Origin of the sequence: Pararhodobacter aggregans (assembly GCF_003075525.1) — a bacterium.
Taxonomy (GTDB): Bacteria; Pseudomonadota; Alphaproteobacteria; order Rhodobacterales; family Rhodobacteraceae; genus Pararhodobacter; species Pararhodobacter aggregans.
The window spans coordinates 42,360-54,950 of the sequence record NZ_QDDR01000007.1; the positions used below are offsets into that span (position 1 = coordinate 42,360).

12 protein-coding genes are annotated in these 12,591 nt (G+C 67.5%); all 12 read right to left on the reverse strand.

What is annotated here, in order from left to right:
• Position 1: 1 nt before the first annotated feature.
• The 12 genes from DDE23_RS13805 to DDE23_RS13860 all read right to left on the reverse strand — a co-directional run bounded on the left by DDE23_RS13805 (position 2) and on the right by DDE23_RS13860 (position 12,567).
• Positions 2-523 carry a TRAP transporter small permease subunit gene (locus tag DDE23_RS13805; protein WP_107752332.1) on the reverse strand — a complete coding sequence of 174 codons (522 nt, stop codon included), beginning with the start codon at positions 521-523 and terminating at the stop codon, positions 2-4.
• 87 nt (positions 524-610) lie between these two features.
• The gene (locus DDE23_RS13810; RefSeq protein WP_157958029.1) at positions 611-1,672 is read right to left on the reverse strand and encodes a type 2 periplasmic-binding domain-containing protein; all 1,062 of its coding nucleotides are present in this window, start codon (positions 1,670-1,672) and stop codon (positions 611-613) included.
• A 29-nt stretch (positions 1,673-1,701) separates the two neighbouring features.
• On the reverse strand, positions 1,702-3,609 hold the full coding sequence (locus DDE23_RS13815) for an AMP-dependent synthetase/ligase (RefSeq protein ID WP_107752334.1): 1,908 nt from the start codon (positions 3,607-3,609) through the stop codon (positions 1,702-1,704).
• Positions 3,610-3,642: 33 nt separating this feature from the next.
• Positions 3,643-4,182: a flavin reductase family protein gene (locus DDE23_RS13820; protein ID WP_107752335.1), complete on the reverse strand. Its 540-nt coding sequence runs from the start codon at positions 4,180-4,182 to the stop codon at positions 3,643-3,645.
• 54 nt (positions 4,183-4,236) lie between these two features.
• Positions 4,237-5,007, reverse strand: coding sequence for an enoyl-CoA hydratase/isomerase family protein (locus DDE23_RS13825; RefSeq protein ID WP_107752336.1), 771 nt, complete (start codon positions 5,005-5,007; stop codon positions 4,237-4,239).
• Positions 5,000-6,127: an LLM class flavin-dependent oxidoreductase gene (locus DDE23_RS13830; RefSeq protein WP_107752337.1), complete on the reverse strand. Its 1,128-nt coding sequence runs from the start codon at positions 6,125-6,127 to the stop codon at positions 5,000-5,002. The genes DDE23_RS13825 and DDE23_RS13830 overlap by 8 nt, the downstream gene beginning before the upstream one ends.
• Before the next feature lie 243 nt (positions 6,128-6,370).
• The gene (locus DDE23_RS25565) at positions 6,371-7,255 is read right to left on the reverse strand and encodes an AraC family transcriptional regulator (protein ID WP_107752338.1); all 885 of its coding nucleotides are present in this window, start codon (positions 7,253-7,255) and stop codon (positions 6,371-6,373) included.
• A 112-nt stretch (positions 7,256-7,367) separates the two neighbouring features.
• Positions 7,368-8,126, reverse strand: coding sequence for a creatininase family protein (locus DDE23_RS13840; protein ID WP_107752339.1), 759 nt, complete (start codon positions 8,124-8,126; stop codon positions 7,368-7,370).
• 3 nt (positions 8,127-8,129) lie between these two features.
• Positions 8,130-8,903: an enoyl-CoA hydratase/isomerase family protein gene (locus DDE23_RS13845; RefSeq protein WP_107752340.1), complete on the reverse strand. Its 774-nt coding sequence runs from the start codon at positions 8,901-8,903 to the stop codon at positions 8,130-8,132.
• 6 nt (positions 8,904-8,909) lie between these two features.
• Complete coding sequence (locus DDE23_RS13850) at positions 8,910-9,431, reverse strand: Lrp/AsnC family transcriptional regulator (protein WP_192883730.1); 522 nt, start codon at positions 9,429-9,431, stop codon at positions 8,910-8,912.
• A 250-nt stretch (positions 9,432-9,681) separates the two neighbouring features.
• Positions 9,682-10,398, reverse strand: coding sequence for a gamma-glutamylcyclotransferase (locus DDE23_RS13855; RefSeq protein WP_157958030.1), 717 nt, complete (start codon positions 10,396-10,398; stop codon positions 9,682-9,684).
• A 276-nt stretch (positions 10,399-10,674) separates the two neighbouring features.
• Complete coding sequence (locus DDE23_RS13860) at positions 10,675-12,567, reverse strand: FAD-dependent monooxygenase (protein WP_107752342.1); 1,893 nt, start codon at positions 12,565-12,567, stop codon at positions 10,675-10,677.
• Positions 12,568-12,591: the final 24 nt, after the last annotated feature.

Here is a 12,591-nt window from a genome sequence, read left to right on the forward strand (position 1 = left end):
GTCAGTGCCCCTCGGCCGGGGTGGTCGGGGTGGCGATCAGGCGCAGGGCTGAGGCCAGCGTCTTGCTCAGGATCTGCAACCACAGGATCGAGAGGCCCACGGCGATCATCAGCCGGAACGGCCAGAGCACCGGACGCCAGGGGCTGACCGTCTCGACCGTGCCGTGGACATAGGCGGTCCAGAACTGGCTCCAGGCGATCAGGCTGATGAAGCCCAGCGCGGGCAGCAAGAGCAGGGCGAAGACCGTGACCTCGATGATCCGCTTGGTCCGCTCGCGGAAGACCTGCGACACGATGTCGATGACGACATGCTGATCCACCTTCATCGCCAGCGCTCCGGCCAGCATGATGACGGTGCCGTTCAGCATGTAGGAAATGTCGTAGGCCCAGACGGTCGGCGCGTTGAAGAAATAGCGCGAGGTGACCTCGTAGAGGATGACACCGATCATCAGCAGGATGCCGAAGGCGGCGACATATCCGGTGATCCGGGTAAGCCAGTCGATGAGTCGAAGAGCGTGTGACAACGGGCGGCCCTGCCTGTTCTGTGGCGACGGGTGGCCGACCGGATGCGTCCGGCCAGCCACCGCTCTCGTGTTTCGGTCGGGACGGGATCAGATGCTGTTCGCCTGCCAGCGATCATGGAAGCCGTAGTAGGACTCGGTCACCCGGCGCATCCAGTCGTCGCCCGCAGCCGCGCGCTCGGTCGCCTGGGCCTCGGCCCAGTCGCGACCGGCGGCGCGGATCGCGTCGATCAGGGATTGGTCCATCTCGATGATCTCGATGCCGCGCTCGCGCATCGTCTCCATCGCCGTGAGGTCCGCCGCCGACCATTCGGTCAGGCATTCGACAACCGCTTCCCGCGCCGCGATCTCGATCTTGCGCTGGATGGAGGCGTCGAGCTCGTCCCAGACCTCGGCCCGGATCGCCAGTTCGAGGCAGGCGGCAGGCGCATGGATCCCCGGCACGATCATGTAGGGCGCGGCGTCCTCCAGCCCCATGATGAGGTTCTCGGAGGGTGTCGACCATTCCGCGGCATCGACCCCGCGACGCTCCAGCATGGTGAAGACTTCGGACGGGCCCACGGTGGTGGCGGCGCCGCCGAAATATTCGTTGAGGATCGTGGCCCAGGCCCCGGCGGTGCGGAAGCGCACGCCCTGCAGATCCTCGGGGACGCGGATGATCTTGTGCGAATGCCAGACCTCGGACGGGTTGATGCTCAGCAGCATCGAATGCAGGCCCATCGTCTCGCGGCGGTGTTCCGCCAGCAGCTCCGAGCCGCCGCCGACGAAGTACCAGTTCAGCAATTCCTCGGCCGCCATGCCGCCGGGATGCCCGCCGAAGAGGCTGTTCACCGGGTCGAGGTTCACCGCCCAGAGCGGCGGCACCATGCCGGCCTCGGCCAGCCCGTCCTGCACCGCCTGATAGGTCTGCAACGGCGGCGCGATGGTGCCCCCGGCGAAGACCTGGAACGAGAACGACCCGTCGGTGACGATGTCCAGCACCCGCTGGAACGGGCCGACCGACAATTGATACATCTTCGAGGATTCCGGCACGATATGCGCGGCACGGATCCGGCTGCGCCCCTGGGCCTGCGCCGTGGTGCCCGCGAAGGCGGCGGCGGCCGATCCCAGGGCGGCGGTCTGGATGAAAGCTCTTCTCGACGGTTTTTCCATGGTCATTCTCCCGGTTGGTGGTGGTTATTTCACTTGCTTTTCAGGATCTTCTTGCCGAGCGCCCGTTCCAGAAGCTCGGTTTCGCTGTCGTCGTACATCGCGGCGATCAGCGGGGCGTAGCGCAGGGCGATGGCCCGGCGCTTCTTCTTGCGGGTGGGGGTGACGACGCCGATTTCGGGTGTCAGCTCCTCGGGCAGGATGGTGAAATCCTTGATCTGCTCGGCCCGGGCGAGGCGGCGGTTGGCCTTGTGCACCTCGGCCCAGAGCAGGTCCTTCACCCGCGCCGAGGCGCTCAGATCGGCGTAGCTGGCGATCGCCGGATCGGCCTCCTGCGCCCAGTTGAAACCGACGGTCGGGTCGACCTCGATCAGGGCGGTCAGGTATTTCCGGCCCTCGCCGATCACCGCGGCCTCGGCGATATAGGGGCTGCCGCGCAGCTCGTTCTCGATCTGCGTCGGGCTGATCGTCTTGCCGTTGATGGTCTTGATGATTTCCTTGCTGCGGTCGATCAGCTTGTACTGGCCGTTCTTCTGCACCTCGACGATATCGCCGGTATGCAGCCAGCCGTCGCGCAGCGCCTCGGCCGTGGCCTCGGGGTTGTTCCAATAGCCCTGCGTCACGCCCGGGCCGCGCACGAGCATCTCGCCATTCTCGTCCACCCGGGTTTCCCAGGCGGGGTCGGGGATCGGCGCGCCGATGGTGCCCGCAGGCTGCCAATCCTCGGCTTGCGCGATGTTCGAGCCCACGGTCTCGGTCTGGCCATAGGCCTCTTTCAGGTTCACCCCCCACAGCTGCCACAGCGTCATCACATCGGCCGGCATCGGCGCCGAGGCGGTGATGGCGGTGCGGAGCTGATCGAAACCGACCAGCCGCAGGAGCGGGGTGAAGACCTGCTCCTGACAGGCCTGATAGAGCGCGGCGAGGAAGGGATCGGGCCGCTCCGGGCGCGTCTGGCGCTCCTTCAGCACCCGGCGTGAAATGGTCAGCGCCAGCCGGTAATTGGCCCGTTCCGCCGTGGTGCCCTGATTGACATGGCTGACGATGGTCGCGGCGAAGCGCTGGAAGAAGCGCGGCGGCGCGACGAAATACTGCGGCCGCGCCCGGCGCACCGTCTCCTCGTAGCTGGCCGAGGAGGCGCCGAAATGCGGCACGCATTCCGAGACCAGCGGGAAGCAGCCCGATTGCACCCGCGCCACGATATGCGACAGCGGCAGATGCACTGCCACGCGGGTTTCGTGCTGATAGGCGTCCGGGGCGGACAGCAGGTTGGCCAGCGCTCCGCCCAGCAGGTTGACATGGGTGTTGATGACGCCCTTGGGCTTGCCCGTCGTCCCGGACGTATAGCCCAGGCTGACGATATCCGAGGGCGCCGCCCGGTCGGCCCATTCTGCCAGCATCTCCAGCGGCGCCGAGAAGGGCGCGCCCAGGAAATCGCCGATGGACAGCGCATTGGCGGGATCCCCGGCCGAGGCCTGCCAGCCGGGGTCCAGCACGACGATCTGATTGAGCGCCAGCGCCTTGCGCGCCCGGGCGGCGATGGCCAATTCCGTGGCGCTGCCGACAAACAGCAGACAGGCGCCCGAATCCTCGATGTAATAATCCAGCTCCTCGGCGGACGAGGTGAAATACACCCCCACCGTGATCGCCCCCATCGAGATGGTGGCAATGTCGGCGATCATCCATTCCGGCGAAACATCGCCCATGATGCAGACCCGGTCGCCCCGGCTGACGCCGCCTGCCTGCATCGAGGCGCCAAGGCGGACGACCTTCTGCACGTAATCGGCGAAGCTCACGTCGCGCCAGCCTTCCGGGCCCAGCCTGCGGTAGGCGACCGCCTCGGGCCGGGCGCGGCATTTGCGCGCCAGAAGGCCGGGGATCGTCTGGTTCAGGATCTCTGCGCCCAGAGCGGCAGGCGGCGATTCAGTGCCGTGTTTCATGGTGTCTCCTGGCCTTGTCATTCGGGAGCTTGGTCATTCGCTTGGGCGCGAGAGCGGGTCAGGCGTGTGATAGGCCGCGCGCAGGTAGATCAGCGGCGGCGCCCCGTCGTCGCAGCGCGTGCCGATGACCTGACCCAGGAACATCGTGTGCGACCCCAGCCCGATGCATTCGATCAGCTCGCAATCAATGTTGGCCACGGCCGAGGTCAGCGCGGGCGAGCCGGTGACCAGGCTGTCCCAGTCCTGCGGTGCGAAGCGGATCGCACCCTTCAGCCCGTTCTGGCCGGAAAAGAGCGCCGCCTCGGGCACATGTCCGGCGGCCAGGACACTGACGCAGAAGGCGCCGGTCCCCTTGATGACGTCATGCGCCTCGGCCGATTGGTTGACGAAGACGGCCAGCATCGGCGGGGTCGAGGTGACGGCGGTCACCGCCGTGACGGTGAGCCCGCGGCGATCCTCGCCCCTGCCGGTGGCGATGATCGAGACGCCACCGGCGAGATTGCGCATCGCCGCGCGGAAGGCCTCGGCCGAGACAGGCTCGGAGCGGCCCTGAAGGGGTCGTACCAAAGTCATGATGGGATCCTCTGCGGCCTTCGCGGGATCCGCGAAGGCCGACGGGTGCCGGGGTTATTCGGCGTAGCGCTTCTTCTTGGCGGCGAAGGCGGCAGCGGCCTCGCGCCGTCCGGGCAGATCGAAGGTCAGCGCCTCAAGCGCCAGCCCGATGTCGAGGCCCAGCTGGACCTGATCCTTGATCAGCTTGTTGACCGCGTATTTGGTCCATTTGATCGCTTCCGGCGGGCCCGAGGCCAGGAGTTCGGCGTAGCGGATCGCCTCGTCCAGCACCGTGCCCTCGGGAACCAGCTTGGTGACCATGCCGAATTGCAGGGCCTCCTCGGCCGAGAGGAACGCGCCGGTCATCAGGTAATGCTTGGCCCGGATCGGCCCCATCAGCATCGGCCAGATGACCTGCCCGCCATCGCCCGCCACCACGCCCGCATTCACATGGGTATCGGCGAAGCGCGCGCTGGGCTGGGCGAAGACCGCATCGCAATAAAGCGCCAGCGTCGCCCCCAGACCCACGGCCACGCCATTGACCGCCGCGATGATCGGCACTTCCAGCTCAAGAATGTTGCGCACGATATGCCGCCCGCCCCGGGTGACCGAGGGCATGCCGGTATCGACCGCCTTCTGGTCCCCGCCCGAGCAAAAGCCGCGCCCGGCGCCAGTCAGCACCACCGCCTTGACCGAAGGGTCCAGGTCGAGGTCGTAAAGCGCCAGCTCGATCTCCTCGTGCATCTGCCAGTTGATGGCATTGAGGATCTCGGGACGGTTCAGGGTCAGCACCGCCACGCCGTCGCTGCGGTGCTCGATGGTGATGAATTCGGGTTCCTTACGCATCGCGCATCCCCCGGATGGTGTTGAGGATCTCGTCGGTCGGCCGCACCACGTTGTTGCGGTCGTTGAAATGCGGGATGATGTATTTGCCCACCATGTCGATGGCGTCCATGATCATCTCATGCGGGACGGAATCGAGGTGGAACAGCACCTCGTCCACGCCCATGTCGACGATCCGCTCCAGCTGCCGGATCACCGTATCGGGGCTGCCGCAGAGCGTGGTCCCGGAGTCGTTGACCAGATAATCCCAGTCGGTCGCCGCACGCTGCAGCCCTTCCAGCCCCTCGGAGAAGTAATTGTAATCGTCGGCGATCTTGGCCAGCCGCGGATAGGCGTCGGTCGAGATCCTGGCGTAGTTCATCAGCGGTTCGGCGTAATTGTCCTTTGCCTCCTGATCGGTCTTGCCGATGCCCAGAAACAGCGGAATGCCAAGGCTGGGACGGGTCAGCGGCCCGTTTTCGTCGCGCTTCCAATTGTCCTTGTAGAGGGCGATGTATTCCGCCTGCTTCTCCCAGCCCGAATAGAAATTGTTCGACAGGCAGGCCATGCCCTGTTCGGCGGCATAGACGTGGCTGCGGGGGCTGGTCGCGGCGATGCCCATGATCGGATAGGGCTTTTGCAGCGGCTTCGGCACCAGCATGCGCGGCGGGACGTTGTAATGCTTGCCGCTGAACTTGAAGATGTCCTTCGACATCGCCTCCTTCATCAGCGCCAGCCCCTCTTCCATCTGCGAGAGGGTCTCGGCCGCCTCGACGTTGAAGGCCCGCATGGCGATGGTGGTGTTCGAGCGACCGGCGAAGAATTCCATCCGTCCGTTCGACAGGATGTCGGTGACCGCCAGCCGCTCGGCCGAGCGCAGGGCGTGGTTGAAGTTCTTGGGCATCAGCGTGACCGCCGGGCGCAACCGGATGCGCGAGGTCTTCGCCGCCAGATAGCCATAGACCACCTCGGGCGCCGAGCTGGAAATGCCGCCCAGCGCCACATGCTGTTCCGAGAGCGAGACGAAGTCGAAGCCCATCTTCTCGGCGAAGACCGCCTCGTCGACCAGTTCATGCAGCCGCCGCGCGTAGCTATGGCCGACCTGCGTCTCCTGCTCTGACCAGAAACCGAATTTTAGCGTCATGGCACACCTTCCAAGCGTTATTCCCTTGGAAAGATGCTACGCCCGAGCGCGCCGCAGGTGCTGCCGAACTGCCCGCCGGACCGGACGGGCCGCAGCACAAAAAAGGGCCGGGCGCGGGGGGTCGAGTGGATTGTACCGGGGCCCCGGAACAGGCCTGCGGCAGGGCCTGCGGCAGGGCGAATCGGCCGGTCGGGACCGCGGCTCGTGACGGAAAGAACAGGGGTCAGTCGGGGGCGCCGTGCCTCAGGCGAAAGGCGTGCTGCCGCCCAGTTCGCCGGTCGCCTCGATGCGCCGCAGGTAGCGACGCGGGGAATCGCCGAACACCTTCTTGAACATGGTGATGAAGGCGCTGGTCGATTCGTAGCCCAGATCCTGGGCGATGATCTGCACGCTGCTGCCCGCCGACAACCGCTCCAGCGCGACCAGCCCGTGCAGCTGGCGCCGCCACTGGCCGAAGGTCAGCCCGGTCTCGCGCACCACCCAGCGGGCGAAGCTGCGCTCGCTCATCGCCAGTTCGGCCGCCCATTCCGCCACCGTCCGCCGGTCGGCGGGATCGGCGAGCAGATGCTCGGCCACCGCCAGCAGCCGCGGATCGGACGAGATCGGCAGATGCTGGTCGCTGGTCGGCGCCTTGGCGAATTCATCCATCAATACCTGCGCCAGACGGCCCGAAGGGCTGTCCGGCGTGTAGCGGACCGAGCGCTGGGTCAGCGCCTCGGTGATGACCCGCATCAGGGGCGTCACACCCAGCGTGCAGCATTTCCGCGGCAGGCCCGAGACCTCGCCATCGACAAAGACGCAGATCACACTGCCATTGGGCGAGACGGAATTGGAATGGGCGATGCCACCCGGCACCCAGAAGGCGCCGAAGGTCGGCACCATCCAGATCCCGTTCTCGACCCGGCAGGTGACCGAGCCGTTTTCGGCGATGACCAGCTGGCCCTTGCGATGGCTGTGCAGCGGCAATTCGTCATCGGCCGGACCGCGCCCCAGACGGATGGCGAAAACCGGGGTGTCGATGCGGTCGGGGTCGACATTGGGATAGCTGAGGGTGAGCGCCGGGTTGCGCTCTCGCAGGGACCAGACATGATTCTCATGCTCGATCTCCTGTTGCTGGTAGCTGTCCATCGGGCGACCTCCGAAGGTTGGCCTAGGGGACGCGTCCTCTGCCGCTGCGCCCCTCCTTGTAGCACAGGCAGGCCCGGTCGGTCGATCATCCGCCGCGCGCGGCCTCGCCCGATCAGGCCCTCGCCGTGAAATCCGCCAGGATCAGCCCGGCAATGGCCGTCAGACAGGCGGCGCCGATCCCGGCGCTGGCACCGCGGGCGTCGCCCAGAATGCCGTTGGGGCTGACCGCGGGCAGACCGTCGCGCCACATGACCTCCAGCTCGGCCCGGGTCATCAGGCCCGGGCGCCCGGCCTCGATCCGCGAGGGGCGCACCGCTTCGGGCCTGATATGCAGCATGAGCGAGGTTTCGGCGATATCGGCGTGCCCGCCGACGCTGGCAGCGGATCCCCCGGCGGCGGCGACCGCCTCGGCCCAGCAGGTGAGCCAGGCGGTCGCGTCGGTAAAGGCCTCGACCCGCGCCCCGGGCACCGCCTGCCGCAACCCCGGCAGGGCGTTTTCCAGCACCGGGAAATTGCCGACATGCCCGGAATAGAAGAAGATTTCCGTGATGCCGTGCCGCAGCAGGCTGGTGCAATAGTCGCGGCAGATCGCGGTGAACGTGGCCTCGGACAAGGAGATCGTGCCGCTGAACGCAAGGTGATGGCTGGAACAGCCCACGGCGATGCTCGGCGCGATGAAGGCACCGCCCAGCCCCTTGGCGATCAGCGGCGCCAGCGCCTCGGCATGGTCGGTATCCATGCGCAGCGCCATATGCGGGCCGTGCTGCTCGATGGCGCCGCAGGGCACCAGCGCCCGGGTGCAACCGGCAGCGATCGCCGCGGCAATCTCGGGCGAGGTCAGGCGTTCGAGAAAATGGACCGGCGCCTCCATGGCTCAGACCCTGTCCCTGGCGAGGAACCGCGCCCGCGCCTCGACCGCCGCCGGCCGGTTGAGGATCTTGCGGAACTCGGTCAGCGTCCGGCGGCGCATCGCCTCGGCCTCGGCGGGATCTGCGCCCTGCACCGCGCGTTTCATGATCCCCAGGATCAGCGGATCCTTCGCCGCCAGCCCCGTCGCCGCCTCGGTGGCGCGGGCCAGGACCAAGGCATCGGGAACCACGCTTTGCGCCAGCCCCAGCGCCCGCGCCTCGGGCGCGGTCAGGAAACGCCCGCTCGACAACAGGTCGAAGGCCGCCTGCCGCCCGAGGATCGCCACCGCGCGGCGGATCCCGGTGATGGCGGGCATCAGGCCGTTGTTGATCTCGGGAAAGCCGAACCTCGCCCCCTCGCCCGCGATCACCACATCGCCCATCAGTGCCAGTTCCAGCCCGCCCCCGGCGGCATAGCCCCGGATTGCGACGACGATGGCCGAGGGATAGGCGCCCAGCGCCAGCAGCATGTGGTGGAATTTCTCCATCCGGGCGAGGGCGTGGTCAGGCTCGGTCCCGTCCAGCTCCCTGATGTCGCCGCCCGCGCAGAAGAAGCGCTCGCCCTCGGCGGACAGCAGGACGACAGGCGGCTCGGACCGCTGGGCGAGGTCACGGAAGGTGGCGGTGATCGCCGCGATCAGGTCGCTGGTCAGGGCATTGGCGGGCGGACGGTCGAGGGTCAGCGCGGTCAGCCGGGGCGACAGGTCCTCGACCCGCAGGGAGGGGTGCTGGGCATTCATGGCGGATCAATAGGCCGCGCGCGGGTAGCTGTCCGATACCATGGTCAGATCGGCCGCGGTGCGATGGATCGGCAGCGCGGTCTTGTGACGCTGCTTGCGCAGGACGATATCGGTCTTCACCTGCTCCACCCCCTCGATCCGCGAGACGCGGGCGGTGGCGAAACGCTCCAGCGCGTCGATATCGCGCATCATGACCCGCAGCACATAATCGAAATCGGACATGAGATAGAGCTCCATCACCTCGTCCATGTCGCTGATCGCGGCGGCGAAGCGCTCCACCACATCGGTGCTGTGCCGCGACAGCCGCACCCGGACGAAGGCATTGACGCTCAGCCCCAGCGCCTGCGGGTTCAGCAGCGCCACGCGCCGCTCGATCACGCCGTTCTGTTCCAGGAATTTCACCCGCGACAGGCAGGGCGAGGGCGACAGGTGAATGCGCGAGGCCAGTTCGACATTGGTCAGCGATGCGTCTTGCTGAAGCTGGTTCAGGATACGGATGTTGGTGGCATCCAATGGCACGGCTGTCATGGCGTCATTCCCCGATGATGGTGGACCCTTGCGCCCCTGTCATTCGGCCCCGGCGAGGGGCTGGCGGGCGCTTCCCTTGGGCTTGTCGTGAAAATGTAACATCGAAGATGCGGCATTGGATTATGCCAACGCGGACAAAAAAGTGCTAAAAACTGCCATTCCCGCCGCAGCTGGCACCGGACGCCGAAGCGCCGCGCGCCCTGAGGCCGCGCACGGGTCTCGAAGGGGAATCGGGCGGGCGTCGGCGGGGTCAGCCCCGCAGCGCCATCACCCGTGCATAGAGGTCATCGACATAGGGATCGCTGACGCCCAGCCCCGCCAGCTGTGCCCGCGTACCCGCCAGATAATCGAAATTGCTGCCCAGAAAGCCCGAGGCCGAGGCGATCATCCGCGCCTTTTCCGCCATCGGGATGCCGGTGACGATATGTTCGGTCCCGTGGTCGGCGACGAAGCCCAGAGCCTCGATCGGCCCCGGTCCGGTCTCCAGCGGCAGCATCACCGGGCGATAGGCCGGCGCGATCATCTCGCGCCGCCAGAGCACGAAGGTCTCGCCGTCCAGCACCGCGGCGTCGATGCGAAAGGCCAGCCCCTCGCAGCCCGCCCCCTCGTCCAGCGCCAGTTGCAGCCCCGGCTGCGCCGCCGAGCCCCGGCCGCCCTGATCGACCAGGCAGAAGCTGCGGGCATAGACCGGGGTGAAGGCACGGCGCACCTCGGTAAAGTCGACGCCCGGGTCCCACATCAGCGAACCATAGGCGAAAACCCACAGATCCCGCCCGCGCCGTTCCTGCAGAAAGGCCGCCCGCGCCGCCTCGCGCTGGTCGTCCGGCGTGCGCCAGTCGGCGGGCATCCCCGCCGCCACCGCCCGCGCGTCGAAATCCGCCACGTCCAGGGTGCGGAACACACTCTCCGCGGCGGGGCGGATCTTGCCCCTGAGGCCGGGGTGGTGGCGATAGGGATCGTCGGACATGAGGCCTCGCTTCTGGACCCCGCCAGCAAGCCACCCGGGGCGGCCAAGGTCAACCGACCCCTCTGTGCGCCACCCCGGAGGCTGCGTGCTTGCACGCACCATCGCCGCCGCGGACGCGCCAATCTCACGTCCTCCCCACCTCCCGTGGGGCGCGTGCCCGCACGCTCCATCCCCCGTAGGATGGGATTTCATCCAACCCGGCGCCGCCCCGTAGGGTGCGTGCTCGCACGCACCGTCCCCCGCCCCGTAGGGTGGGATTTCATCCCACCTTGCGCCTCACACCAGGAACCCGCCGAAGAACGCGGTCAGCTCCTCCCGCGCCGAGAGCGGCAAGACCTGCGCCACGTATTGATCGGGCCGCACCACCACCAGACAGCCCCGCGCCTTGTCGATGCCCCGCGCGTCATAGATATTGACGCCCCGCTTGTGGTCGACGCAGAACACCTTCTCGTAATCCCTGAGCCCCAGCGCCCCGCCCTGCGGCCTGAGCAGCGCGGGCATTGCCCCGTAGTCCAGCTCGCGGAACCCCGGCTGGAACACCGCCCGGACGTCGATCACCGCATCGATATCGTCACCCTCCCGCCGGTGGCGCAGCACGGGCGAGGCCGGATCCTGCTCCAGCCAGTCGCAGAGCGAGGCGACCGGCCCGCCCGGCTGCCCGACATCCCCCTCGGGCGCGAAGACGAAGAGCCGCCAGCGCGCGTCCGCCTCGATGCAATGGCCCAGCTCCATGGGCTTGGCATCCGCCAGCCGGATCACCGGCGCCGAGTGGAACCGCTTGCCCAGATCGAAGCCCGGCGCCAGCGCCTGATGCGCCGCGCCGCCGGTCAGGGCCGAGGGCGCGTATTGAATGGTCAAGCCGCAGGTGAAAGGCAGGTTGTGGACGAAGGCCTGCGCCACCACCGGCAATTCGCCCGCCTTGTCATCATGCGTCTTCGCCCCGACGATCCGCGCCCATTCATGGTCGAAATCCACCAGCCCCTTGGCCGCCGCCCGCCGCTCCTCGGTATAGGAATGCAGGAGCGAGGGCGCCGCCCGCCCGGTCAGCACATGGCGCAGCTTCCAGCCCATGTTGAACGTGTCGCCCATCGACACGTTCATCCCCTGCCCGGCCTTGGGGCTGTGCGTGTGGCAGGCGTCGCCGGCCAGCATCACCCGGGGCGCACGCGTCGCGACCTCACCCTGCGGCACGTCGTCGAACTTGTCGGTCAGCCGGTGGCCCACCTCATAGATCGACCACCAGACGACCTCTTTCACGTCCAGCCGATAGGGCGCGAAGATGCGCTGCGCCTTGGCGATGATATGGCTGTCGTCCATCCCCCGGTCGGCGGCGCGCTCATCCTCGCCCAGCCGGTCGAGTTCCACGTAAAGCCGCACCAGATGCCCGCCCTCGCGCGGCAGGACCATCAGCGTGCCCTCGGCCTCCGAGCGCACGAAGGCCTTCATCCGCCAATCGGGGAAATCGGTGACCGCCAGCAGGTCGATGACCCCCCAGGCATGATGCGCCGCGTCCCCGTGCAGCGCCCCGCCGATCGCCCGGCGGACCGAGGAGCGCGCCCCGTCACAGCCCACCACATATTTGGCGCGCACCACCTCCGTCTCGCCCTCGCGGCCGGGCGCGGTGTGTTCCAGCGTCACCGTGACCGGGTACTCGCCCTCGGTGCCGACCACCAGATCCGCGACCCTCAGCCCGTAATCCGGCACCAGCCGGGTCGGCGAGTTCTTCATGATATCCAGATACATGTCGTGGATCCGCGCCTGATTGATCAGGACATGCGGCATTTCGGACATGCCATCCGGCACGTCCTGCACCCGCGCCACCCGCTGGATCCCCGCGCCGCCCGGCGTCCAGAAGGTCGTCTCGTTGATCCAGACCGCTTCCCGGCTGATCTTCTCGGCAAAGCCGAAAGCGCCGAACATCTCCATCGAGCGGACCGAGATCCCGTCCGCCTGCCCCTTCTCGATCGGCCCCGGCTTCGGCTCGACGATCATCGTGTGGATGCCGGGCTCCAGCGCCAGTTGCGCCGCCAGACACAGGCCAGCCGGACCGCAACCGGCGATCAGCACATCCACCGCGCGCGGCAGACCGGCGCTGCGGTCATGCACCCGCGGCCCCGGGGCCAGAATGTCGGGATCGCCGGCGCGGAATCCGTTGCGGTGGTACTGCATGTCTCTCTCCCTCGGCGCCCGAAC

Coding starts and splice junctions, on each gene's coding strand:
- DDE23_RS13810 (WP_157958029.1), bottom strand. CDS start 1,672: ATGGAAAAACCGTCGAGAAGAGCTTTCATCCAGACCGCCGCCCTGGGA.
- DDE23_RS13815 (WP_107752334.1), bottom strand. CDS start 3,609: ATGAAACACGGCACTGAATCGCCGCCTGCCGCTCTGGGCGCAGAGATC.
- DDE23_RS13820 (WP_107752335.1), bottom strand. CDS start 4,182: ATGACTTTGGTACGACCCCTTCAGGGCCGCTCCGAGCCTGTCTCGGCC.
- DDE23_RS13825 (WP_107752336.1), bottom strand. CDS start 5,007: ATGCGTAAGGAACCCGAATTCATCACCATCGAGCACCGCAGCGACGGC.
- DDE23_RS13830 (WP_107752337.1), bottom strand. CDS start 6,127: ATGACGCTAAAATTCGGTTTCTGGTCAGAGCAGGAGACGCAGGTCGGC.
- DDE23_RS25565 (WP_107752338.1), bottom strand. CDS start 7,255: ATGGACAGCTACCAGCAACAGGAGATCGAGCATGAGAATCATGTCTGG.
- DDE23_RS13840 (WP_107752339.1), bottom strand. CDS start 8,126: ATGGAGGCGCCGGTCCATTTTCTCGAACGCCTGACCTCGCCCGAGATT.
- DDE23_RS13845 (WP_107752340.1), bottom strand. CDS start 8,903: ATGAATGCCCAGCACCCCTCCCTGCGGGTCGAGGACCTGTCGCCCCGG.
- DDE23_RS13850 (WP_192883730.1), bottom strand. CDS start 9,431: ATGACAGCCGTGCCATTGGATGCCACCAACATCCGTATCCTGAACCAG.
- DDE23_RS13855 (WP_157958030.1), bottom strand. CDS start 10,398: ATGTCCGACGATCCCTATCGCCACCACCCCGGCCTCAGGGGCAAGATC.
- DDE23_RS13860 (WP_107752342.1), bottom strand. CDS start 12,567: ATGCAGTACCACCGCAACGGATTCCGCGCCGGCGATCCCGACATTCTG.